General features: G+C 30.0%; 22 protein-coding genes and 2 tRNA genes. All 24 read left to right on the top strand.

The features are described from left to right. The 24 genes from AC5SLT_RS03715 (at position 1) to dnaE (ending at position 24000) form a co-directional block, all read left to right on the top strand. Positions 1 to 76 (top strand) — tRNA-Val (locus AC5SLT_RS03715). Positions 77 to 89: 13 nt separating this feature from the next. Continuing rightward, positions 90 to 166: transfer RNA gene (locus AC5SLT_RS03710), tRNA-Asp, on the top strand. 88 nt (positions 167 to 254) lie between these two features. Then, on the top strand, positions 255 to 623 hold the full coding sequence (locus tag AC5SLT_RS03705) for an NADH-quinone oxidoreductase subunit A (protein ID WP_006997036.1): 369 nt from the start codon (positions 255 to 257) through the stop codon (positions 621 to 623). A gap of 11 nt (positions 624 to 634) precedes the next feature. After that, positions 635 to 1156 carry a NuoB/complex I 20 kDa subunit family protein gene (locus AC5SLT_RS03700; protein ID WP_006997035.1) on the top strand — a complete coding sequence of 174 codons (522 nt, stop codon included), beginning with the start codon at positions 635 to 637 and terminating at the stop codon, positions 1154 to 1156. A 5-nt stretch (positions 1157 to 1161) separates the two neighbouring features. Next, a complete protein-coding gene (locus tag AC5SLT_RS03695) occupies positions 1162 to 1770 on the top strand; it encodes an NADH-quinone oxidoreductase subunit C (RefSeq protein WP_006997034.1) in 609 nt (202 codons plus the stop codon). Further along, on the top strand, positions 1754 to 2929 hold the full coding sequence (locus AC5SLT_RS03690) for an NADH-quinone oxidoreductase subunit D (protein WP_006997033.1): 1176 nt from the start codon (positions 1754 to 1756) through the stop codon (positions 2927 to 2929). Before AC5SLT_RS03695 ends, AC5SLT_RS03690 begins: the two co-directional genes overlap by 17 nt. Next, on the top strand, positions 2929 to 3537 hold the full coding sequence (nuoE, locus tag AC5SLT_RS03685) for an NADH-quinone oxidoreductase subunit NuoE (RefSeq protein WP_011282014.1): 609 nt from the start codon (positions 2929 to 2931) through the stop codon (positions 3535 to 3537). The genes AC5SLT_RS03690 and nuoE overlap by 1 nt, the downstream gene beginning before the upstream one ends. Then, positions 3530 to 4861, top strand: coding sequence for an NADH-quinone oxidoreductase subunit NuoF (nuoF, locus tag AC5SLT_RS03680; RefSeq protein ID WP_271564600.1), 1332 nt, complete (start codon positions 3530 to 3532; stop codon positions 4859 to 4861). The genes nuoE and nuoF overlap by 8 nt, the downstream gene beginning before the upstream one ends. Beyond that, the gene (gene nuoG, locus AC5SLT_RS03675) at positions 4854 to 6893 is read left to right on the top strand and encodes an NADH-quinone oxidoreductase subunit NuoG (RefSeq protein WP_271741176.1); all 2040 of its coding nucleotides are present in this window, start codon (positions 4854 to 4856) and stop codon (positions 6891 to 6893) included. Before nuoF ends, nuoG begins: the two co-directional genes overlap by 8 nt. A gap of 3 nt (positions 6894 to 6896) precedes the next feature. Continuing rightward, a complete protein-coding gene (nuoH, locus tag AC5SLT_RS03670) occupies positions 6897 to 7895 on the top strand; it encodes an NADH-quinone oxidoreductase subunit NuoH (protein WP_006997029.1) in 999 nt (332 codons plus the stop codon). 2 nt (positions 7896 to 7897) lie between these two features. Beyond that, positions 7898 to 8383: an NADH-quinone oxidoreductase subunit NuoI gene (gene nuoI / locus AC5SLT_RS03665; protein ID WP_494591226.1), complete on the top strand. Its 486-nt coding sequence runs from the start codon at positions 7898 to 7900 to the stop codon at positions 8381 to 8383. Positions 8384 to 8385: 2 nt separating this feature from the next. Then, positions 8386 to 9018 carry an NADH-quinone oxidoreductase subunit J gene (locus AC5SLT_RS03660; protein ID WP_006997027.1) on the top strand — a complete coding sequence of 211 codons (633 nt, stop codon included), beginning with the start codon at positions 8386 to 8388 and terminating at the stop codon, positions 9016 to 9018. Further along, entirely contained in the window at positions 9014 to 9322 is a 309-nt protein-coding gene (nuoK, locus tag AC5SLT_RS03655; protein ID WP_026225064.1) for an NADH-quinone oxidoreductase subunit NuoK, read from the top strand. Before AC5SLT_RS03660 ends, nuoK begins: the two co-directional genes overlap by 5 nt. 1 nt (position 9323) lies before the next feature. Further along, on the top strand, positions 9324 to 11237 hold the full coding sequence (gene nuoL, locus AC5SLT_RS03650) for an NADH-quinone oxidoreductase subunit L (RefSeq protein ID WP_494591225.1): 1914 nt from the start codon (positions 9324 to 9326) through the stop codon (positions 11235 to 11237). After that, entirely contained in the window at positions 11237 to 12730 is a 1494-nt protein-coding gene (locus tag AC5SLT_RS03645) for an NADH-quinone oxidoreductase subunit M (protein WP_011282019.1), read from the top strand. Before nuoL ends, AC5SLT_RS03645 begins: the two co-directional genes overlap by 1 nt. Further along, entirely contained in the window at positions 12730 to 14145 is a 1416-nt protein-coding gene (nuoN, locus tag AC5SLT_RS03640) for an NADH-quinone oxidoreductase subunit NuoN (protein ID WP_494591224.1), read from the top strand. Before AC5SLT_RS03645 ends, nuoN begins: the two co-directional genes overlap by 1 nt. Further along, the gene (locus tag AC5SLT_RS03635; RefSeq protein ID WP_494591223.1) at positions 14145 to 14708 is read left to right on the top strand and encodes a biotin--[acetyl-CoA-carboxylase] ligase; all 564 of its coding nucleotides are present in this window, start codon (positions 14145 to 14147) and stop codon (positions 14706 to 14708) included. Before nuoN ends, AC5SLT_RS03635 begins: the two co-directional genes overlap by 1 nt. After that, a complete protein-coding gene (locus tag AC5SLT_RS03630) occupies positions 14705 to 15451 on the top strand; it encodes a type III pantothenate kinase (protein WP_271480035.1) in 747 nt (248 codons plus the stop codon). Before AC5SLT_RS03635 ends, AC5SLT_RS03630 begins: the two co-directional genes overlap by 4 nt. Positions 15452 to 15453: 2 nt before the next feature. After that, a complete protein-coding gene (locus AC5SLT_RS03625) occupies positions 15454 to 17109 on the top strand; it encodes a ribonuclease J (RefSeq protein WP_494591222.1) in 1656 nt (551 codons plus the stop codon). Beyond that, a complete protein-coding gene (locus AC5SLT_RS03620; RefSeq protein ID WP_011282023.1) occupies positions 17110 to 17355 on the top strand; it encodes a DUF1467 family protein in 246 nt (81 codons plus the stop codon). A 2-nt stretch (positions 17356 to 17357) separates the two neighbouring features. Continuing rightward, positions 17358 to 18692 (top strand): proline--tRNA ligase, encoded by a 1335-nt coding sequence (gene proS, locus AC5SLT_RS03615; RefSeq protein WP_494591221.1) that lies wholly within the window; start codon positions 17358 to 17360, stop codon positions 18690 to 18692. Next, positions 18689 to 19921, top strand: a complete 1233-nt coding sequence (locus tag AC5SLT_RS03610) for an FtsX-like permease family protein (RefSeq protein WP_494591220.1) — start codon at positions 18689 to 18691, stop codon at positions 19919 to 19921. Before proS ends, AC5SLT_RS03610 begins: the two co-directional genes overlap by 4 nt. Beyond that, positions 19914 to 20600 (top strand): ABC transporter ATP-binding protein, encoded by a 687-nt coding sequence (locus tag AC5SLT_RS03605; RefSeq protein ID WP_494591219.1) that lies wholly within the window; start codon positions 19914 to 19916, stop codon positions 20598 to 20600. Before AC5SLT_RS03610 ends, AC5SLT_RS03605 begins: the two co-directional genes overlap by 8 nt. After that, entirely contained in the window at positions 20584 to 24000 is a 3417-nt protein-coding gene (dnaE, locus tag AC5SLT_RS03600) for a DNA polymerase III subunit alpha (RefSeq protein ID WP_494591218.1), read from the top strand. The genes AC5SLT_RS03605 and dnaE overlap by 17 nt, the downstream gene beginning before the upstream one ends. Positions 24001 to 24021: the final 21 nt, after the last annotated feature.

The following is a 24021-nucleotide window of genomic DNA, read 5'->3' as shown; positions in this document are numbered from 1 at the left end:
GGGCGGTTAGCTCAGTTGGTAGAGCATCTCGTTTACACCGAGGGGGTCAAAGGTTCGAGTCCTTTACTGCCCACCAAAACAACTAAAGTGGGGGTGTAGCTCAGTTGGTTAGAGCGATCGCCTGTCACGCGATAGGTCGAGGGTTCGAGTCCCTTCACTCCCGCCACTTTTTCCCTATTAATTAACATTTATATTATTAAAAATGTGACGTAAGTACCCTTCAACAAGAGGTAAAAACTGTTATATAGACTCAAATGCTTTCAGAATTTTTAAAAGATTACTTACCAATTATTATATTTTTGATTATTGCACTTGGTCTGAGTTGTGCTTTTGTTGTTGTAAACTTAATATTATCACCAAAACATCCAGATCCAGAAAAATTATCTGCGTATGAATGTGGTTTTGAACCCTTTGAAGATTCAAGAATGGAATTTGATGTAAGGTTTTATTTAGTGGCAATTCTATTTATAATCTTTGATTTAGAGATAGCTTTCCTTTTTCCTTGGGCAATATCATTGGGCAATATTGGAGGTCTTGGCTTTACTTCAATGATGATATTTTTATTCATTCTTACGGTTGGATTTATTTATGAATGGAAAAAAGGTGCACTAGACTGGGAATAAAATTTTAGATTATGAACTTAGAAAATAAAAATAAAGAAATTCCTGAAGAATTTAAAAAACTTGCTGAAGACTTTAGTAAAAATGGTTTTATCACAACTTCACTTGATAATTTAATAAACTGGTCAAGAGCTGGTTCATTACACTGGATGACTTTTGGTTTAGCTTGCTGTGCTGTTGAGATGATGCAAACAGCAATGCCAAGATATGATTTAGAAAGATTTGGTGCTGCACCAAGAGGGTCACCAAGACAATCTGATGTTATGATTGTAGCTGGAACTTTAACTAATAAAATGGCACCGGCATTAAGAAAAGTTTATGATCAGATGCCTGAACCGAGATATGTTATTTCGATGGGTAGTTGTGCAAATGGTGGTGGTTATTATCACTACTCTTATTCTGTAGTCCGTGGTTGTGATAAGATAGTACCTGTGGATATTTATGTGCCAGGATGTCCTCCATCAGCTGAAGCATTACTTTATGGAATCTTGCAATTACAAAAAAAAATTAGAAACAAAGGATCTTTTGAAAGGTAATTTATATGCAAAATTTAATAGATCTTGAAAAAAAAATTAACTCGGAACTTACAACTAAAATTAAAAAAACTGAGATTAGACATGAACAGTTATATATTAATATTGATAATGAAGATTTGATAGATGTAACGTTATTTATTAAAAGTAACGAGAATACAAAATTTAGACAGTTAATTGATATTACAGTTGTTGATTACCCTGAAAATGCTCAACGTTTTAAAGTTGTGTATTTGTTTTTAAGTCATGAATTTAATCAAAGAATTATATTAAGTTACCTAATAAGTGAAAATGAAGTTATTCCATCACTAACACCGATTTATCCTGCAGCAAATTGGATGGAGAGAGAAGTTTTTGATATGTATGGAGTTAAGTTTAAAGACCATCCAGATATGAGAAGAATACTTACTGATTATGGCTTTGAAGGACACCCATTAAGAAAAGATTTTCCTTTAACTGGTCATACTGAAGTTAGATATAGCGAAGATCAAAAGAAAGTTATTAGTGAACCAGTTAAGTTAGAGCAAAATTATAGAAATTTTGATTACGAAAGCCCTTGGGAAGGAACAAAATATATTAAAGATCAAACTGACCTTGAAAATGACAAAAAAAATTAAAACATTAAATCTAAATTTTGGACCTCAGCACCCCGCAGCTCATGGTGTGTTAAGATTAATTTTAGAATTAGATGGAGAGGTTGTTGAAAAAGCTGATCCACATATTGGTCTTCTACACCGGGGAACAGAAAAGTTAATAGAAAATAAAACGTATATGCAAGCAGTCCCTTATTTTGACAGACTTGATTATGTTGCTCCAATGAATCAGGAACATGCTTTTGCTTTAGCTATAGAAAAAATTTTAAAGATAAATGTTCCAATTAGAGCCCAATTAATCAGAGTAATGTTTTGTGAAATTGGAAGAATATTAAGTCATATATTAAATGTTACAACTCAAGCTCTTGATGTAGGCGCTTTAACTCCATCACTATGGGGTTTTGAAGAACGTGAAACATTAATGACATTTTATGAAAGAGCATCTGGTTCAAGACTACATGCCAATTACTTCAGGGCCGGTGGTGTTCATCAAGATTTACCGATGGGTCTTGAAGAGGATATAGGTAATTTTTGTGAGTCGTTCCCGAAGATAATAGATGATCTAGAAACATTATTGACTGACAACAGAATATTTAAACAGCGAAATGTTGATATAGGAATTGTAACCAAGGAAGATGCGTTAGATTATTCTTTTAGCGGTGTTATGATTAGAGGCTCTGGAGTTCCTTGGGATCTAAGAAAATCTCAACCTTATGACTGCTATGAACAACTAGAATTTAAAATTCCAGTAGGAAAAAATGGAGACTGTTTTGATAGATATTTATGTAGAATTGAAGAAATGAGAGAAAGTGTTTCAATAATCAAACAATGTTTAAGTAAAATGGAAAAAGGACCAATTAAATCATTAGATGGAAAAATTAGTCCTCCACCTAAAAAAGATATTAAACAATCAATGGAAGCTTTAATTCATCACTTTAAATTATTCACTGAAGGTTATCGTGTTGACAAAGATGAAATTTATACTGCTGTTGAAGCACCAAAGGGTGAATTTGGTGTTTATTTAATATCTGATGGAACCAGCAAACCTTACAAATGTAAAATTAGAGCTCCTGGCTTTTCTCACCTACAAGCAATGGATTATTTGATTAAAGGACATATGCTTGCTGATGTACCTGCTGTTTTAGGTTCGTTAGATATTGTTTTTGGAGAGGTTGACAGATAATGAGTTTAAGAAAACCTGCAAAAGAACAACCAGAAAAATTTGAATTCACAGCTGATAGTCTAGCTGCAGCAAAAGAAATGATTTCCAAATATCCAGAAGGAAAACAACAAAGCGCTGTAATGGCATTACTATATATCGCTCAAAAACAAAATGATAACTGGATACCACTTGCAGCAATGAAATATATCGGAAAGTTTTTAGATATGCCTTATATAAAAGTTTATGAGGTGGCCACTTTTTATACAATGTATAACCTATCACCAGTTGGAAAACACTTTATTCAAGTTTGCACAACTACACCATGCATGATCAGAGGAGCTTATAAACTTGTTGAAGCATGCAAAGAAAAAATTTCAGAAAATGAAAATGAATTATCCACTGATAAATCATGCTCATGGATGGAAGTTGAATGTTTGGGTGCATGCGTTAATGCCCCAATGATGCAAATTAATGATGACTATTATGAAGACCTAGATAAAGAAAAAACTTTAAAAATTTTAGATGAGATACTTGACGGTAAGACGCCAAAGCCAGGATCTTATAGAGGAAGAGTTAATAATGAACCTGAAAATAACAGAAAAACACTTTTGGATTTAAAAAATGCTTAACGATAAAGATAGAATATTTCAAAACCTATATAATGATAAAGGTTCAGATGTTGAGTCTTCAAAAAATAGAGGCGACTGGGTAGATACTGCTGAAATAATAAAAAAAGGTAGAGAATGGATTATAGAAGAAGTTAAATCATCGGAATTAAGAGGAAGAGGTGGTGCTGGATTTCCTACGGGTCTTAAATGGTCTTTTGCCCCAAAAGAACTTGGTTCTAGACCTCACTATCTAGTTATAAATGGTGATGAATCTGAACCTGGCACATGTAAGGATCGTGATATTTTAAGGTTTGAACCTCACAAATTAATAGAAGGATGTTTGATTGCTGCTTACGCAGTTCAGGCCCATGTTTGCTATATTTATATACGTGGCGAATATTTTATTGATGGACAAAAACTTCAAAAAGCAATCGATGAAGCTTATGAAAAAAAACTTATAGGAAAAAATGCCTCTGGTACTGGCTGGGACTTAGATATTTATATTCATTATGGAGCAGGCGCTTATATATGTGGTGAAGAAACAGCACTTCTAGAAAGCATCGAAGGTAAAAAAGGTCAGCCAAGATTAAAACCTCCTTTTCCAGCTTTAATAGGATTATACGGATGTCCAACAATAATTAATAACGTGGAAACTATAGCTGTTGTTCCGACGATTTTGAGAAAAGGTGGTAAATGGTTTGCGTCATTAGGAAAAGCGAAAAATACAGGAACTAAAATATTTTGTATATCTGGAAATGTTAATAAACCATGTAACGTTGAAGAGGAAATGAGTATATCTCTTAAAGAGTTAATAGAAGTACATGCTGGCGGAGTAATTGGTGGATGGGATAATCTACAAGCAGTAATACCAGGTGGATCTTCTATGCCTATTATACCAAAAAAAACATGTGAAACTTTAACAATGGATTTTGATTCACTTGTTGCTGAGAAAAGTGGTTTAGGAACCGCAGGTATTGTCGTTATAAATAATGATCAGGATATTATTAAATGTATGGCAAGAATTGCTAGATTTTATAAACATGAAAGTTGTGGACAGTGCACACCATGTAGAGAAGGTTCTGGATGGATGTGGAGAATGTTAGAAAGAATGGCTAAGGGAGAAGCGTCAAAAGATGAAGTAGAAATGCTTGGTGATGTTACAAATCAAATTGCTGGTCATACTATTTGTGCTTTTGGTGAAGGATCTTCATGGCCTGTCCAGGGTTTGTTAAGACATTTTAGAAAAGAAATTGAGGAACGAAACAATTTTGAACCAACAATAAAAAAAAATAATGAAGTTCCTTATTTAGTCGATCAACATTTATTGGATAAAAAAAATGCCTAAATTAAAAGTTAACAATATTGAAGTTGAAGTTGAAGATGGCTTAACAGTCTTACAAGCTTGTGAAAAAGCTGGAGTTGAAATTCCAAGATTTTGTTATCACGAAAAACTTTCAATTGCTGGAAATTGTAGAATGTGCCTAGTTGAAATGGAAAAATCTCCAAAACCAGTTGCATCATGTGCGATGCCTGCTGCTGAAGGTATGAATATTAAAACGAATACTGAATTTGTTGAAAAAGCAAGAAAAGGTGTGATGGAATTTTTACTTGCAAATCACCCATTAGATTGTCCTGTATGTGATCAAGGTGGCGAATGTGATCTTCAAGATCAATCAATGTTTTATGGGGTAGATAAATCTAGATTTAAAGAAAATAAAAGACAAGTTCCTGAAAAAAATATGGGTCCTTTAATTAAAACTCAAATGACAAGGTGCATCCATTGTACTAGATGTGTTAGGTTTGCAACAGAAATTGCTGGTGTACCAGAAATAGGAGCAATAGGACGTGGTGAAGATATGCAAATAACTACTTACCTTGAGCAATCAATGCAATCAGAATTATCTGCTAATGTTGTTGATTTGTGTCCTGTTGGAGCTTTAACATCTAAACCATATGTTTTTGAAGCAAGACCTTGGGAATTAAAAAAGACCGAATCTATTGATGTTATGGATGCTATTGGCTCTAATATAAGAGTTGATACCTATGGCTGGGAAGTTAAGAGAATTTTACCAAGAATAAACGAAGACATTAACGAGGAATGGATTTCTGATAAAACAAGACATGCTTGCGATGGTTTATCAAATCAAAGACTAGATACACCTTATATTAAGTATAATGGAAAATTTGAAAAAGCATCATGGTCTGAAGTTTTTAATATAATTAAATCTAAGTTTAAAAACACTGATAAAGAAAAAATCTGTGGGTTAACTGGTGATTTAGTCAATATGGAAACACTTTATATATTTAAAGAATTTTTTAATAAAACATTAGGTTCTCAAAATATAGAGTCTAGAGATAATTACAGTTATTTAAATCCAGGAAAGCGAGAAAATTATTTATTCAACTCATCAATTAATGGAATTGAAGAAGCTGATTTTATTTTCCTTTTAGGAACAAACCCTAGATTTGAAGCAACAATTTTAAATGCCCGAATTAGAAAATCCTATCTTCAAAACAAAACTAAAATTATTTCGCTAAATGAAGTAGGTGACCTTACATACCCTTACCAGTCTTTAGATGGAAACACTGAAACTGTTAAAAAAATTATCGAAGGTAAACATGAGGTATCTGATTTAATTAAACAAGCAAAGAAACCTATGATTATAATGGGTCAATCTGCACTAAAAAGTAAATCATCTAAATATATTTTTGAATCAATCAAGCAATTTTTAGATGAAAATAATAAACTTTCCAATGATTGGAACGCTTTAAATATAATTTCTGAAAATGCATCCACGGTAGGTGCGTTTGATCTTGGGGTATACAAAACAACTGATGGTGACAATGAAGTTTTGAAAGACTTGGAAGATCACAAGTTTGAAATTGTTTATCTTCTAGGTCTAGACACTATTAATTTTGAAAAAAAAAATGAGTTTATTATTTATCAAGGCTCTCATGGAGATAAAGGAGCGGAAATAGCAGACATTATTTTGCCAGGGGCTGCTTATACAGAACAAAATGGTTATTTTACAAATTTAGAAGGTAAATTACAAAAAGCCTACAAAGCATCTTATCCACCAGAACTTGCAAAAGATGATTGGGTAATAATAAATGAACTTGCAGAGTCCATGAATCATAGAAAATTATTTAATGATAAAGATGAGCTGGATAGCAGTTTAATTAATCAAATAAATCTACATATTGAAAAAAATAACTCTTTAACTTCATCAAAAGTTAAGGAATTAATTTTTGAAAATGAATTGATTAAAATAGATAATGATTATTATTATTCAAATGTAATTGCTAGAGCTTCAAAAACTATGTCTGAGTGTAGACATTTAAAAGCAGATTTAAAGTCTACAGGAACAGAAGGTTAATTTATGGAATATCTTAATATTATTTTTTTACAAACTTACAAAATATTATTTTTATTAGTTCCTGTTTTAGTTTCTGTGGCTATGATTGTGTGGCTTGACCGACGTATTTGGGCCTTTGTACAAAAAAGGCAAGGACCTAATGTTGTTGGACCTTTTGGTTTGCTTCAATCATTAGCTGATGCATTAAAATATATTTTTAAAGAAGTTATAATTCCTTCAAGTTCAAATAAAGTAATCTTTATACTAGCACCAATTGTAACTATGACTTTGGCCTTAGTTTCGTGGGCTGTTATTCCATTCAGTGCAACTCAAGTATTGGCTGATATTAATGTAGGTGTCCTTTATCTATTCGCTGTTTCTTCTTTGGGTGTTTATGGAATTATTATGGGTGGTTGGGCTTCAAATTCAAAATATCCTTTTTTAGGCGCTATTAGATCTGCTGCACAAATGGTTTCCTACGAAGTATCAATTGGAGTTATTATTATAAATGTTTTGCTTTGTGTTGGTTCTTTAAATTTGAACGATATAATTATGGCTCAAGAAAATTTATGGTTTATAATTCCATTATTTCCAATGTTTGTGATTTTCTTTATTTCTGCATTAGCGGAGACAAACAGACCGCCATTTGATTTGCCTGAAGCAGAAGCAGAACTTGTTGCGGGTTATCAAACTGAATATTCAGGCATGATGTATGCAATGTTTTGGCTTGGAGAATATGCAAATATTCTTTTGATGTGCGCTATGGGGTCAATACTTTTTTTAGGCGGGTGGCTATCGCCCATTGATCTTTATCCATTTAACTTAATTCCAGGCGCAATTTGGATGATTTTTAAAATATTATTCTTATTTGTTTTGTTTGCCTTGGTTAAAGCTATTGTTCCAAGATATAGATACGATCAATTAATGAGACTAGGATGGAAGATATTTTTACCATTATCATTAACATGGGTAGTTCTAACAGCTAGCTATTTGTTTTACTTCAACTTATTACCGGTTAATTAATTATGAAAATTTCAAGAATATTTAAAACAATTTTTTTATTAGATTTTTTAGGCGGCTTAAATATTGCTATCAAAGAAATATTTAAATCTAAAAAAACAATAAATTACCCTTTTGAAAAAGGAAAAATAAGCCCAAGATTTAGAGGTGAGCATGCTTTAAGAAGATATCCTAACGGTGAAGAAAGATGTATTGCATGTAAGTTATGTGAAGCTGTGTGTCCAGCTCAAGCAATCACAATTGAATCCTCTGAAAGAGCTGATGGTAGCAGAAAAACTACTAGATATGATATTGATATGATGAAATGTATTTATTGTGGTCTTTGTGAAGAGTCTTGTCCAGTTGATGCTATTGTACAGGGGCCTAATTTTGAATTTTCAACTGAAACAAGAGAAGAGCTTTATTATAATAAAGAAAAATTACTCGATAATGGAGATAGATGGGAAAATGTTTTAGCAGCCAATATTAAAGCTGATAACTCTTACAGATAATTATGTTAGCGCACGCAATATTTTTTTATACGTTTTCTTTTATAGCAATTGTTTCTGCTATAATGGTAACAGTATCTAAAAACACCGTTCATTCTGTTTTCTTTTTAATTTTAGATTTCATAAGCATTTCATGCCTATTTATAATGATCGGCGCTGAATTTTTGGGAATGATCATGTTGATTGTTTATGTAGGTGCGGTTGCTGTTTTATTTTTATTTGTAGTTATGATGTTAAATGTAGCTCAACAAAAAAATCAGTGGTTTAGTGCACAGGAAAGTTCAAAACATATACCTATTGGACTAATAGTAAGTGTTATAATATTTTTCGAATTAATAATCGTAATTGGTGGATGGAAATATAAACCTGATCTTGTCTCGGCAATGTCTTTAACAATAGATAAAAATATAACCAATACTCATTCAATTGGTTACGTTCTATATACAGATTACATTCATGTTTTTCAGTTAAGTGGAATGATTTTATTAGTTGCAATGATAGGTGCTATTGTTCTTACATTTAGACAAAGATCTGGAGTTAAAAGACAAAGTTATTTTAGTCAAATATCTCGTGAAAGATCAGATGGTGTTGAATTAATTGATGTTGAGAACAATAAAGGAGTCAAATCTGATGATTAGTATAGGTTTAGGTCACTATCTTACATTGGCTGCAATAATTTTTACTATCGGCATAGTCGGATTATTTTTAAATAGAAAAAATATTATAGTAATTTTAATGAGTATTGAGCTTATTTTATTAGCTGTAAATATTAATTTAGTTTCATTTTCAATATTTTTAAACGATATTTCTGGTCAAATATTCACTCTTTTTATATTAACTGTTGCAGCGGCAGAGGCGGCAATAGGTTTAGCAATTATTGTTGTCTATTATAGAAACTCATCAACAATTGATGTTGAGAAAATTGACAGTTTAAAAGGATAATATGGAATTAGCTTTAATATTTCTTCCATTATTAGCCTCAATAACTTCAGGTTTTTTTGGTAAATATTTAGGTGATAGGAATTCAGAAATTGTAACTAGTCTTTTTGTGTCAATTTCAGCGTTACTTTCAATTATATTATTCTATCAAGTAATTGTTAACGGATATGAAAGTAATGTAGTTGTAGCAACTTGGATTAACTCTGGAACTTTAGATGTTAATTGGTCTATTAAAGTTGATGCTTTATCATCTGTAATGCTTGTTGTTGTAACTTTAGTTTCAGCTTTAGTGCATATTTACTCAATTGGTTATATGTCTCATGATCCGCATAAGCCAAGATTCATGGCTTATTTGTCACTTTTCACTTTTTCAATGCTAACATTAGTTACCTCTGATAATTTTCTTCAGCTATTTTTTGGATGGGAGGGTGTAGGGCTTTGTTCATATTTCTTGATTGGTTTTTGGTTTAAAAAAGAAACAGCAAATGCAGCTGCAATAAAAGCCTTTGTGGTAAATAGAGTAGGTGATTTTGGCTTTGCTTTAGGAATTTTTTTAATCTTTTATTTATTTGGTACTGTAAACTATGTAGAAGTATTTAATCAAATTCCACAAATTGTTGAAAAAAAACTTTTATTTTTAGGAATGAATGTTGGAGCAATTGATTTAATTTGTATTCTTTTATTCATAGGTGCAATGGGTAAATCAGCACAAATTTTCTTACACACTTGGTTGCCAGATGCCATGGAAGGCCCCACACCAGTTTCAGCTTTAATTCATGCGGCTACCATGGTTACAGCTGGTGTTTTTTTAGTGGTAAGATGTTCTCCAATTTTTGAATACTCACCTCTTACGCTAAATATAATTACTGTTGTTGGTATGACTACAGCTTTTTTTGCTGCAACTGTAGCTTTAGTGCAAACTGATATAAAAAAAATAATTGCATACTCAACTTGTAGTCAGCTTGGTTATATGTTTTTTGCGGCAGGAGTAGGTGCTTATAATGTTGCTATGTTTCACTTATTTACTCATGCCTTTTTCAAAGCTTTACTTTTTTTAGGTTCTGGATCTGTAATTCACTCATTTAAAGATGAGCAAGATATTAATCAGATGGGAGGTGTTTATAAAAAACTTCCATATACCTATATATTTATGATTATTGGAACATTAGCTCTTACTGGTTTTCCATTCTTATCTGGTTTTTATTCAAAAGATGCAATTATAGAATTTGCGTATCTTAAAGGAAATACAACAGGATATTATGCGGCAGGTGTAGGAATTTTGACTGCTGTTTTAACATCAATTTATTCTTGGAGATTAATTTTTAAAACGTTTCATGGAGATTATAATAATAAAAAAATTAATATTAACGAAATGCACGAATCCCCATTAGTAATGCTTTTACCTTTATTTATACTTGCTATTGGAGCTATTTTTGCTGGTTTTTTATTTAAGGATTTGTTCATTGGTAATAGTAGTGGAAATAGTTTTTGGGGAGATTCAATTAAATTTTTAAATCCATTAAGTACAAAACATCCTCCTTTATGGTTTCTTTTAACTACACCAGCACTTGTATTAACCTCCATTCCAATTGCTTATTATTTATTTGTTAAAGATAAAGATATTCCAAATCGAATTGCTCAATCCAATAAACCATTACATAATTTTTTAATAAACAAATGGTATTTCGATGAACTTTATGATGTTTTGTTCATTAAATTTTCAAAAAAATTAGGAATATTTTTTTGGAAGGTGGTTGATGTTAAAATTATTGATAAATTTGGACCAGATGGAGTTTCTTCATTGATTAATAGGCTATCTTTAAAAGCAAGTAAATTTCAAAGTGGATTTATCTATCAATATGCATTTATGATATTATTAGGATTTTCTGCGTTATTAACATTTTTAATTTTGAATTAATGAATTTTCCAATTTTATCATCTTTAATTTTACTTCCTGTAGTGGGCTCTTTGTTTCTATTATTTTCCAAAGATAAGAATTCTAATACAGGTAAATATGTTGCTTTATTTACATCGTTTGTTAACTTTTTGATTTCTTTATACCTTTGGTATCAGTTTGACCCAACCACTTCTGATTTTCAGTTTGTTGAAGATAGAGAATGGTTAAAGGGAATTATTAATTATAAGATAGGTATTGATGGAATATCAATCTTATTTATAGTTTTAACTGCGCTAATAACACCACTTTGTATAATCTCAGTTAACAATACTGTTAAAGACAGACTTAGAGATTTCCTGATTGCTATCTTAGTAATGGAAAGTTTAATGATTGGTGTTTTTTGCTCTCTTGATCTTGTTATATTTTATTTATTTTTTGAAGCTGGATTAATACCTATGTTTTTAATAATTGGAATATGGGGTGGAGCAAGAAGAGTATATTCAGCATTTAAATTTTTCTTATACACATTACTTGGTTCTGTTTTAATGCTAATTGCTATAATTTCGATCTACTGGATATCAGGAACCACAGATATAACTCAGCTTTATGAACTTGGTATAGACACCAAATATCAAAATTTATTATGGTTAGCTTTCTTTAGTTCTTTTGCTGTGAAAACTCCAATGTGGCCTGTACACACTTGGTTGCCAGATGCACACGTTGAAGCTCCTACTGCTGGCTCTGTTTTGCTTGCAGCTATATTACTTAAAATGGCTGGTTATGGGTTTATTAGGTTTTCTTTAGGACTTTTCCCAGTAGCTTCTGATTTATTTACGCCTCTTGTTTATGCCTTGAGCTTGATTGCTATTGTATACACTTCTCTTGTTGCGCTGATGCAAGAAGACATGAAAAAGTTAATAGCGTATTCTTCAGTTGCACACATGGGATTTGTTACATTAGGTATTTTTACAATTACCCAACAAGGTATTGAAGGAAGTATAGTTCAAATGATAAGTCATGGTTTGGTTTCAGCAGCATTGTTTTTATGTGTTGGAGTTGTTTATGATCGTATGCACTCCAGGTTAATAGCAACTTACGGTGGCTTAGTTTCGGTTATGCCTAAATATTCTATATTATTTATGCTTTTTACTTTAGCTGCATTAGGCTTACCCGGTACTAGTGGTTTTATAGGTGAATTTTTAATACTGATGGGGGCATTTAAAGATAATTTCTTAGTAGCCGTTATAGCTAGTTTAGGTGTTATTTTTGGCGCCGCATATATGTTGTGGCTATATAGAAGAGTTGTATTTGGAGAAATTAAAAATAAAGAACTTTTAAAAATGCCTGACCTTAATAATTCAGAAAAATTTATTTTGTGGTGTTTAGCAATACCAGTTTTATTTTTTGGATTTTATCCAGAACCTCTTATTAACACGATTGAAATTTCTGTAAAAGATTTAATAGAGATGTACAATTTTAACTTAAATATGAATATAACAGAGATACAAAATTAATGGATAATTTAAATTTTATACTACCTGAAATATTTATCTCTTTGTCTATAATGTTTTTATTGCTTCTTGGAGTTTATAAAAAGAATAGCTCAAATATTGTTCATAATCTTGCAGTAGGTTCTTTACTTATTACGGGTATTTTAATTTTTAATAATCCGTTAGATCAAAATATCTCACTATTTAATGATGGTTACATTGTGGACAATCTTTCATCATTTATGAAAATACTCACTATTTTAGGAGGTGCATTTGTTTTATCAATTTCAACAAGATATCTCAAAATATTTAAGATTTTTTTAATAGAATATCCAGTTTTAATTCTTTCTTCAATTTTAGGCATGATGGTAATGATCAGTTCAAATGATCTTATGGTTTTTTATATAGGTCTTGAGTTGCAATCTTTAGCTTTATATGTGTTAGCATCATTTAATCGAGATCAATTAAAGTCTTCAGAGTCTGGACTAAAATATTTTGTTTTGAGTGCTTTATCATCAGGATTATTGTTGTATGGATGTTCTTTGGTTTATGGGTTTTCTGGATCAACTAATTTTAATGTTATTGGTAATGCAATGAATTCATCTCATTATGGTTTAACATTTGGAATTGTTTTTATACTTGTTGGTTTGGCATTTAAGATATCAGCTGTACCATTTCACATGTGGGCACCAGATGTGTATGAAGGCTCTCCAACTGTTGTCACATTATTCTTTGCAATTGTACCAAAAGTTGCTGCTCTTACGGTATTCATAAGATTTTTATATATACCTTTTGTTAATATGATCGATCAATGGCAACCTATATTAATATTTTTATCAATCGCCTCTATGATCTTTGGTGCTATTGCTGCAATTGGTCAAAATAATCTTAAAAGGTTGATTGCATATAGTTCAATAGGTCATATGGGTTATGCTCTAGCTGGTTTGTCTACAGGTTCAAACGAAGGCATTCAAAGCTCTATTGTATATATGTCGATATACTTGGTTATGAATCTTGCCTTTTTTAGTTGCCTATTGATGTTAAAGAGAAATGATGCGTACTATGAAACCATTGATGATTTATCAGGGCTATCAAAAAATCATCCAATTTTATCTTTATCATTACTAGCTATCCTTTTTTCATTAGCAGGCATTCCTCCACTAGCTGGTTTTTTTGCAAAATTTTATATTTTTAAAGCTGTCATAGAGCAGTCAATGTACTTCTTGGCTATTGTAGGTCTTTTATCAACGGTAATAGCTGCATTTTATTATCTCAAAATAATTAAGGTTATTTACTTTGATAAAGAAAAGGAAAGTTATGACACAGATCATAATATTTGGCTAAAAGGATCCCTGACTTTTTCAACATTATTAATTCTCTTATATTTTATTTTTCCAAGCAAATTAGTGGAAATTGTATCTAGAATTAATATTATTTAATGAAATTAAAAAAGTTCAATTTTAAAACTGTAAATAGTACTAACGATCTAGCTATACAAATAATTAAAAAAACCAATAACAAATCTGGAATTATAATTGCTGAAAAGCAAAAAAAGGGAAGGGGTCAATATGGAAAAAAATGGACTTCTTTTAAGGGAAATTTATTTGTTAGTATTTTTTTTAAAATTAACAAAGTCCAATTATCATTGAAAGATTTGACAAAAGTAAACTGTCTTTTAGTTAAAAAATTATTATCAAAATTTTATAATGGTAAAATTATAATTAAAAAACCAAATGATTTGTTAATAAATAAAATGAAAATTTCAGGTATTTTACAAGAAATATTAATCAAATCTGGTGAAAAATTTATTGTTGTTGGAGTGGGTATAAATTTGACCAAGAGTCCAATTATAAAAAACTATTTAACTACAAATTTGTTTGACTTAACTGGAATCAAAATTACACCTAATTATGCTGCTTTAAGGTTAAAAAAAATTTATGAAACTTTTATTCCAATGTTTCCTAAATTTAATATAAAAAACTTAGATAGAAATTTAAAATGATTATTGTTGGTGATATAGGAAATACAGAAACTAAAATTTGTTTGGTAAACTCTAAAAATATTATTATTAAACGTGTTACTTTGTTAACAAAAAAAATAAATCACTCCTCACTTAATAAATCTTTACTTGGCCTAAATTTAAAAAATAAATCAATTAATAAATGTTTATTTTGCAGCGTTGTACCAAAAAAATTTAATGCAGTTAAAATCTTTTTTAACAAAGTTTATAAAATTAAGTGTCACGAACTGAAAAAACTTAAGTTAAATAAATTGATTAAGATTAAAGTTAATTATAAACAAATTGGTTCAGATAGATTAGCAAATGCAATTAGCATCATTAATAACAAGGATAATTTTATAATTTTAGATTTTGGAACTGCAACCACATTTGATGTTTTGATTAAAAATACTTATCATGGTGGCGTTATAGCGCCTGGTGTTAAACTCTCATTGGATACATTAACCGATAAAGCATCACAAATACCAAAGATCAATTTAAAAAAAACAAATAGAGTAATTGGATTAAACACTATTAGTGCTGTTAGAGCAGGTTTTTTTTGGGGATATGAGGGTTTAATTGACAATATTGTTAATTTAATTAAGAAAGAGACTAAGATGTCCTTTAAAATTATTATTACTGGAGGATTTTCTGGTTTATTCAAAAATTCAATAAAAACGAAAGTTACATTAAATAAAGACATAACAATTAAAGGCCTAATCAGAGCCACTACTTTAATTAAATAAATATGAAAGATGAATTATTATTTTGCCCTCTAGGAGGGTCCGGTGAAATTGGTATGAATATGAACCTATTTGCCTACGGTAAACCTGGTGAGCATAAATGGATCATGGTTGATATTGGGGTTACATTTGCTGATGATACTTTACCCGGTATTGATCTTATTTACCCAGATCCTGGATTTATTGTTGATAAAAAAGACGACCTTTTAGGAATTATTTTAACTCATGCACATGAAGATCATATTGGTGCGATCGCACATCTTTGGCCTCAACTTAAATGTAAAATCTTTGCAACTCCATTTACTGCAGTTTTAATAAAAGAAAAATTTAAAGAAAAAAATATAGATGTAACCAAGTTTCTCAAAATAGTTCAATTAAATGGAACGGTAAATTTAGATCCATTTAAAATAGAATATATAACTCTAACTCACTCAATCCTTGAACCCAATGGTCTTAGAATTGAAACTCCTTCAGGTGTAATACTGCATACTGGTGATTGGAAGATTGATCCTGAGCCACTTATTGGTGAAAAGATCAATTCAGATAGACTTAAAGAAATTGGTAATGAGGGTGTGCTTGCTATGATTTGTGATTCAACAAATGTATTTAGCATGGGTAAAGCTGGTTCAGAGTTAGATGTTAGAAAAAGCTTATTAAATATCATGGGTAGCCTTAAAAAAAGAATTGTTATGGCTTCTTTTGCATCGAATGTTGCACGTATGGAAACAGCTTTTTATTGTGCAGAAAAAACTGGTAGAAAAATATCTTTAGTAGGAAGGTCCATGCATAGAATATTTAAAGCAGCAAGACAATGTGGTTATTTAAAAAATGTTATTGAACCTGTCGATGCGCGTGATGCAAAAAAAATTGCTAGAGAAAAAATAGTTTATCTTTGTACAGGTAGCCAAGGGGAACCTATGGCAGCACTAATGAGAATTTCTAGTAATACTCACCCAGATGTATTCATTGAAAAAGATGATGCTGTTATTTTTTCTTCAAAAATTATTCCAGGTAATGAGAAAAAATTGTATAAATTACAAAATCAACTAGTTAAAGATGGTGTTGAAGTTATTTCAGAAGAAAGCGAATTTGTTCATGTTTCTGGACACCCCAATAGAGATGATCTTAGAGAGATGTACGATTGGGTAAAACCTCAATGTGCAGTTCCTGTTCATGGTGAACACAGACATATGATTGAACATATGAAGTTTGCTAAAGAAATGAAAGTTCCACATCCTGTTCAAGTTGAAAATGGAGATATTGTAAAATTAGCGCCTGGTAAACCACATGTTTTTGATAAAGCACCAAGCGGTAGACTTTATTTGGATGGTAATATGAGTGTAGAAGAAGATGCTCAATCAATTAAAGATAGAAAAAACATTAGTGCAAATGGATATATGGAGGTTACTATTTTAATTACTGCAAAAGGCAATATCCACAAAAGACCCGTATTAACTTTTAGAGGACTGCCTGTTTATGATGTTGATGAGTTTATATACGAATTAGAAGAAGCAATCGAAAAAACAACTAGAACTTTTTCTATAAAAAGTAAAAAGCAAGAATTTAATTTAATTGATGCTTTAAAAATAACATGTAGAAAATGTGCTAAAGATTTCACTGGTAAAAGACCATTTATCAATATCAACCTAGTAAGAATTTAAATGAGTGCAACAGGTCTTGCTATAATTTATATAATAATTTGGTGGATAGTTTTTTTTACAATCCTTCCAATTGATGTAAATAGACAAAAATCTATCAAAATTGATGGTGAAGACGCAGGTTCTCCTGAAAATCCTAAGATGCTAAAAAAATTCATTTATTGTACTGGTATTACAACAGTTATTTTCGTGATAATTTATTTATTGATAAAATATGAATATTTAAATTTAAGATATATAATTAATTAAAAATGTACATTTCAAAGTCATTCATTCCAATATTAAAAAATAACCCATCAGAAGCAAAAATTAAATCACATCAGTTAATGCTAAGGGTTGGTATGATTAAACAATCCTCAGCAGGTATTTATTCATGGCTACCTTTAGGTTTTAAGGTGATGAAAAAAATTGAACAAATAGTAAGAGAAGAACAAAATAAAATTGGCGTCCAAGAAATACTTATGCCAACTATACAACCCAGTGATATTTGGAAAGAAAGTGGTCGTTATGACGATTATGGTGATGAAATGCTTCGTATTAAAGATCGTCAAGGTAGAGAAATGCTTTATGGACCAACCAATGAAGAGTTAGTTACAGATATATTTAGATCAAGTATTAAATCTTATAAATCACTTCCTCAATTATTATATCATATACAATGGAAATTTAGAGATGAAGTTAGACCAAGATTTGGAATAATGAGAGGTAGGGAGTTTTATATGAAGGATGCATATTCGTTTGACGTTAATGATGAAGATGCAACATTCTCGTATAATAAATTCTTTTTCTCATATTTAAAAACATTTAAAAGATTAGAACTTTCAGCAATACCAATGGCAGCTGATACAGGACCAATTGGAGGAAATTTATCTCATGAATTTATTATTTTAGCAGATACAGGAGAAAGTAAAATTTTTACAGATAAAAGAGTTTTTGATTTAGGTAGTGAAGGAACTGTATTGGATAGACTATCCTTACAAGACTTAAGAAAAAAATATGAACAATATTACGCTGTAGCCGATGAAAAATTTAATAAAAATGAATTTGAAGAAAAGGTGTCAGAAGAAAATAGACTAATTACAAAAGGTATAGAGGTAGGTCACATTTTTTATTTTGGAGATAAGTATTCAAAAGCTTTAAATGCAGCTGTAGACCTTCCAGGTGGCAAAAAAGATTTTGTTAAAATGGGATCTTATGGAATTGGTGTATCAAGGTTAGTTGGAGCAATTATAGAAGCTAAATATGATCAAAAAGATGAAATAATGAAATGGCCATTTTCTGTAGCACCATACGAACTTGCAATAATACCTATGATTAACAAAAATGATACATCGGCATTAGATAAAGCAAATAAACTTTTTAAACATTTTGAAAGTAAAAATATTGATACAATTATTGATGATATGGATGAAAATCTTTCATCTAAAATTAAAAAATTTAATTTGATAGGTGTGCCTTATCAAATAATTTTAGGAAAAAATTCAGAAGATAATTTATTAGAGTTTAAAGAGATTGGAAGGGATCCTAAAAGTTTAACACTAGATCAAATAACTCAAATTTTAACTGAACAAAAATTAAAAAATTGATTTCTGCATTAGAAAAAGAAATTACACTTAGATATTTAAAAACCAGAAAAAAAGACGGTTTTTTAAATATAATATCCATTTTTTCATTTATTGGAATTAGCCTTGGTGTTGCAGTACTTATTATTGTGATGTCTGTTATGAATGGTTTTAGAAGTGAGTTAATTAATAAGATTGTAGGATTTAATGCTCATATTACTGTTAAGCCATATGAGACTTCTATTAATTTAGAAAAACTAGATAGTGAAAATCTAAAATTAATTTCAAAAGAATTAATACTTAGTAATTCCGGTGAAGCAATTGTTATTAGCAAAAAATACACCAAAGGTTTAATTTTAAGAGGTTATAGTAGAGAAAACTTTCTAAAACTTGATGTTGTAAAAAAAGGAAACTTAATTGGTAAATCAAACCAATTAACAAAGAATTCGATATCAATAGGTAAAGAATTAAGTTTTAATTTAGATCTTAGTGTAGGAGACAAAATATCAATAATGTCTCCAGTAGGCATTGAAACAATAATAGGAAGTTTACCCCGGCAAGAAACTTTTATTATTAGATCTATCTTTGATAGTGGTTTAGCGGATTTCGATGCAAATATTGCTTTTATAAATTTAGAAACATTGGAAAACTTTTTTAGTTTTAAAAAAGAAAAGCGTAACCTAGAAATTTATTTGAACAAACCATCAAATATTCAAGAAGCAAAAAGTAAAATTCAACAAATATTCAAAAATGAATTTGTATACAGTTGGGCTGATATGAATAGCTCATTGTTTTCTGCATTAAAGGTTGAAAGAAATGTAATGTTTATAATCTTATCTTTGATTATTATAGTAGCTGCTTTTAACATTATTTCGGGTCTTACAATTTTAGTTAAAAATAAGACAAGAGATATAGCTATACTTAAGTCCATTGGTGTCCTGAACAAGTCTATTGTTAAGATATTTTTCCTTGTGGGTGTTATTATTGGAACTACAGCAACACTTTTTGGAATCTTTTTAGGTGTAATATTTTCTTTATACATTGAAAACCTGAGAGAATTCTTAAGTAATACATTTAATATTAGCTTGTTTCCTGAAGAGATTTATTTTTTGAGCACAATGCCTTCTGAAATAAACCCAACTTCAATTTTTATAATTTCTCTTTGTTCAATTTTTATAACTATTATCGTTTCAATTTTTCCAGCAATAAAAGCTTCAAAATTAGACCCCGTTAAAGGACTTAAGTATGAATAATTTGATATCATTAAAGAACATATCTAAATCTTTTTCCAACAATAAAAAAATAAATGTTTTAAAAAGAATTAATTATTCTTTTACAAAAGGTAAGATTTATTCTCTAGTTGGTCCATCTGGATCTGGAAAGTCTACACTATTAAATGTTTTGTCACTAATAGATAAACCTACCACTGGTTCATTGTTAATTAATAAAACACCGGTAAACTTTAATGAAAATGCAAAAAATGATAAAATTAGATCAAGTAAAATTGGTATTATCTATCAACAAAATAATTTACTTCCAGATTTTACAGCATTAGAAAATGTTTATTTTGCTGGTTTAGCTTTAACTAATGATAAAAAAAATTCAATTGAAAGAGCAAAAGAAATTATAAAAACAATGGGTCTTTCATCACGTGAAGCTCATTTTCCATCTGAACTATCAGGAGGTGAAATGCAAAGAATTGCCATGGCTAGAGCACTAATTAATGAACCTGAAATTATATTAGCAGACGAGCCTACAGGCAGCTTAGATCATACTACTGCTAAAGAGGTTTTTAATGTTTTATATAAATTAAAAAATAAAAATAGATTAATAATTTATGCAACTCACAATAGATTTTTTGCTAATATGGCTGATTGCAAATTAGAAATGATTGATGGTAATATAAAAACTATCAATGCCAGAATTAAATAATCAAAATTTTAATCACTTAAAAATTCACACACAGTATTCAATTTGTGAAGGTGCTATCAAAATTGATAACTTAAAAGATTTTTGTAAAGAAAAAAAAATACCTTGTTTAGGTATTTCAGACACATCTAATTTATGTGGTGCATTAGAGTTCGCTGAAAATATTTCTAAGGTTGGTACACAGCCAATTATTGGCACTCAAATTTATTTTAGATTTGAAGATACAACAGGGCTATTACCCCTAATAGCTCTTAACGAAAATGGATATAAGAGAATTATTGAACTTTCCTCAAGGTCTTACCTTGAAAATGATGCATTATCTGACCCTCATTTAGATGTAAAAGATCTTTTAATAGACACTGAAGGTGTGTCCTTACTTTCTGGAACTATTCAAGGGTTATTCGGTAAACTATTTGAAAAAGGTCGTTTAGATGAAATATCAAAACTATATAGAAGCTTATCATCAAAATTTAATGATAATTTTTACTTAGAAATCCAAAGACATGGTGATCAAAACGAAATTGCTTTTGAAAAATTCAATTTAGAACAATCTTTAAAAATTCAAATACCAATTATAGCTACAAATGAAGTTTATTACTTAACACCTGACATGCACGAAGCTCATGATGCTTTAACGTGCATTGGTTCTAAAACTTATGTTAATGAAAAAAATAGAATTAAATATAGCAACCAGCATTATTTTAAATCTAATGAAGAAATGTCAAAGCTATTTTCAGATCTTCCTGAAGCTTTAGAAAATAACTTCAATTTACCATTTAAATGTAATTTTAGACCACAGTTTTCAAAACCTGTACTTCCAAATATTAGTTCTGAAAAAGGAGGCAATGCTGATGAAATGCTTAAAAAAGATTCGCTAGACGGATTAAAAGAAAAATTCCAAAAAGTTTTTAAAATTGAAGAAAACAATTTAAAAACAGATGATAAATTTTTGAAATACAAAGATAGACTAGATCATGAGTTAAAAATCATAATCGAAATGAAATATCCAAGTTATTTTTTGATTGTATCTGATTATATTAAATGGGCTAAAAATAACGATATTCCAGTAGGACCTGGTAGAGGTTCTGGGGCTGGCTCTCTAGTTGCTTGGTGTTTGTCCATTACTGATGTTGACCCGATTAAATTTAATCTAATATTTGAAAGATTTTTAAACCCTGATCGAGTATCAATGCCTGACTTTGATATAGATTTTTGTGAGGAAAAAAGAGATCTTGTTTTTAAATATTTAACTACAAAATATAAAGATAGTGTTGCTCATATAATTACATTTGGAAAATTAAAAGCAAGAATGGTTATTAGAGATGTTGGTAGAGTATTAGGCTTACCATATGGTTTTGTTGACAGTATTTCAAAGATGATCCCTTTTGACCCTTCTAGACCTCAGAGTCTAACAGAGTGTATAAATAGTGAACCACGACTTCAAAAATTAGTTAATGAAGACCCACGTGTAAAAAAATTAACTGATCTTTCTTTAAAATTAGAAGGTTTAAATAGAAATGTAGCAACTCATGCAGCAGGTGTTGTAATAGCTGATAGAAAATTAACAGAAGTTGTACCTTTATACAAAGATGCTGCAGCAGACTTGCTGTTGCCATCAACACAATTTGATATGTATTCAGCAGAAAATGCTGGCTTAATCAAGTTTGATTTTTTAGGATTAAAAACTTTAACAGTTATTAATAGAACACAAAAATTGATTAATAAAAAAGTTAAAGATTTCAAAATTGAAGATATTGATTTTGATGATCAAAAAGTTTTTGAACTTTTATCTTCTGGTAATACTGTTGGATTATTTCAAGTTGAAAGTGCTGGTATGCGCGAAGCTTTGTTGCAAATGAAACCCAACCATATTGAAGATATTATTGCTCTTGTTGCTCTTTACCGTCCAGGACCTATGAGCAACATACCAATTTACAATGACTGTAAACACGGAAGACAAACACCTGATTATTTGCATCCATTACTTGAGGATATTTTAAAACCTACTTATGGAGTTATTATTTATCAAGAACAAGTGATGCAAATAGCGCAAAAACTCTCTGGTTTTACCGCTGGTGAGGCAGATATTTTAAGAAGAGCTATGGGTAAAAAAAAAAGAGCCGAATTAGAAAGGCAGAAACAGGGATTTATTGCTGGTGCTTTGAAAAATGGAATTAGCAAAGAGGTTGCAGCTAGTATATTTTTAAAAATTGAACCATTTGCTGAATATGGATTTAACAAAAGTCATGCTGCTGCTTATGCTATAATTTCCTATCAAACAGCTTTTTTAAAAGCCTATTATCCTAAAGAGTTTTTTGCAGCATCTATGACAATGGATATTTCAAATCAAAATAAATTGGGCGAATTCCATGAAGAACTAAAAAGAATTAATATTAAAGTTATACGACCTGATATTAATAAGTGCTTTGCAGATTTTCAATTTGATGACAATAATTTTTATTATGCTCTCGGTGGAATTAAAAGTGTTGGTTATGAAGCAATATCAAATGTTGTTAAAGAAAGAGATGAAAATGGTGATTTTAAATCTATAAATGATTTTTTAAATAGAGTTAATCCAAAAGATATAAATAAACTTCAATTAGAAGGTTTGGTTAAAGCAGGAGCTTTTGATAATATAGATAACAATCGACAAGCCTTATTTAATTCTATTCCAAATTTTATTTTAAAAACAAAAAATATTTATGAAAACAAAGCAGCAAATCAAATTGATCTTTTTGGCTCAGATGAAGAGCAAGATAATGAAATAGTTTTAAATATTGAAGATTGGAAGTTTGAGGATCGTTTAGCAAGAGAATTTGAAGCTATCGGTTTTTTTATATCTGACCATCCCTTAAATCAATTCAAAGAAATTTTTGACGACTATAAAATTGTCGATTATGCAAAGTTTAATTTAGATGATACAATAAAAGAGGCAAATATCGCAGCTACACTTTTAAAAATCACTGAAAGAAAAACTGCAAAAGGTAATTCATACGGTGTTATTAAGTTCACTGATTTAACTAGTGTTTTTGAGCTTTTTATTTTTTCAGATATTTTAGAACTTAATAGAGAGTCTTTAGTTGAAGGTAGCTCTTTAATCATAACCTTGATCAAAACCATTTCTAACGATGAGAATAGATTTAAAAGAATAAATGTTCAAAAAATAGCTTCTCTCAAGGATCTCTTTAATAAGCCTGTTAATGAAATCGTATTTAATATTAAATCAATTCAAGACATCGATAAAATATCTGATTTAGTGGATGCAGAGGGGACAACTGAGGTAAAAATTAATATAACTGATAAAAATAATGAGATTAGCTTTAAATTGAAAAACAAGCGTCTAATTGACAGGAAAGCTATTAATATCATCAGAAATAAAGATATTTCGACAATTATTCATTAAAAAAGACTTGTTTGTTCCATG

Source organism: Candidatus Pelagibacter sp. PS_11 (assembly GCF_059417975.1).
The sequence above is the reverse complement of the archived record's forward strand: the minus strand, read 5'-3'. Positions and strand labels throughout refer to the sequence as shown.

What these genes read in the sequence shown, in the direction of transcription:
- AC5SLT_RS03705 (WP_006997036.1), top strand. Translation starts at nt 255, where the DNA reads ATGCTTTCAGAATTTTTAAAAGATTACTTACCAATTATTATATTTTTG.
- AC5SLT_RS03700 (WP_006997035.1), top strand. Translation starts at nt 635, where the DNA reads ATGAACTTAGAAAATAAAAATAAAGAAATTCCTGAAGAATTTAAAAAA.
- AC5SLT_RS03695 (WP_006997034.1), top strand. Translation starts at nt 1,162, where the DNA reads ATGCAAAATTTAATAGATCTTGAAAAAAAAATTAACTCGGAACTTACA.
- AC5SLT_RS03690 (WP_006997033.1), top strand. Translation starts at nt 1,754, where the DNA reads ATGACAAAAAAAATTAAAACATTAAATCTAAATTTTGGACCTCAGCAC.
- nuoE (WP_011282014.1), top strand. Translation starts at nt 2,929, where the DNA reads ATGAGTTTAAGAAAACCTGCAAAAGAACAACCAGAAAAATTTGAATTC.
- nuoF (WP_271564600.1), top strand. Translation starts at nt 3,530, where the DNA reads ATGCTTAACGATAAAGATAGAATATTTCAAAACCTATATAATGATAAA.
- nuoG (WP_271741176.1), top strand. Translation starts at nt 4,854, where the DNA reads ATGCCTAAATTAAAAGTTAACAATATTGAAGTTGAAGTTGAAGATGGC.
- nuoH (WP_006997029.1), top strand. Translation starts at nt 6,897, where the DNA reads ATGGAATATCTTAATATTATTTTTTTACAAACTTACAAAATATTATTT.
- nuoI (WP_494591226.1), top strand. Translation starts at nt 7,898, where the DNA reads ATGAAAATTTCAAGAATATTTAAAACAATTTTTTTATTAGATTTTTTA.
- AC5SLT_RS03660 (WP_006997027.1), top strand. Translation starts at nt 8,386, where the DNA reads ATGTTAGCGCACGCAATATTTTTTTATACGTTTTCTTTTATAGCAATT.
- nuoL (WP_494591225.1), top strand. Translation starts at nt 9,324, where the DNA reads ATGGAATTAGCTTTAATATTTCTTCCATTATTAGCCTCAATAACTTCA.
- AC5SLT_RS03645 (WP_011282019.1), top strand. Translation starts at nt 11,237, where the DNA reads ATGAATTTTCCAATTTTATCATCTTTAATTTTACTTCCTGTAGTGGGC.
- nuoN (WP_494591224.1), top strand. Translation starts at nt 12,730, where the DNA reads ATGGATAATTTAAATTTTATACTACCTGAAATATTTATCTCTTTGTCT.
- AC5SLT_RS03635 (WP_494591223.1), top strand. Translation starts at nt 14,145, where the DNA reads ATGAAATTAAAAAAGTTCAATTTTAAAACTGTAAATAGTACTAACGAT.
- AC5SLT_RS03630 (WP_271480035.1), top strand. Translation starts at nt 14,705, where the DNA reads ATGATTATTGTTGGTGATATAGGAAATACAGAAACTAAAATTTGTTTG.
- AC5SLT_RS03625 (WP_494591222.1), top strand. Translation starts at nt 15,454, where the DNA reads ATGAAAGATGAATTATTATTTTGCCCTCTAGGAGGGTCCGGTGAAATT.
- AC5SLT_RS03620 (WP_011282023.1), top strand. Translation starts at nt 17,110, where the DNA reads ATGAGTGCAACAGGTCTTGCTATAATTTATATAATAATTTGGTGGATA.
- proS (WP_494591221.1), top strand. Translation starts at nt 17,358, where the DNA reads ATGTACATTTCAAAGTCATTCATTCCAATATTAAAAAATAACCCATCA.
- AC5SLT_RS03605 (WP_494591219.1), top strand. Translation starts at nt 19,914, where the DNA reads ATGAATAATTTGATATCATTAAAGAACATATCTAAATCTTTTTCCAAC.
- dnaE (WP_494591218.1), top strand. Translation starts at nt 20,584, where the DNA reads ATGCCAGAATTAAATAATCAAAATTTTAATCACTTAAAAATTCACACA.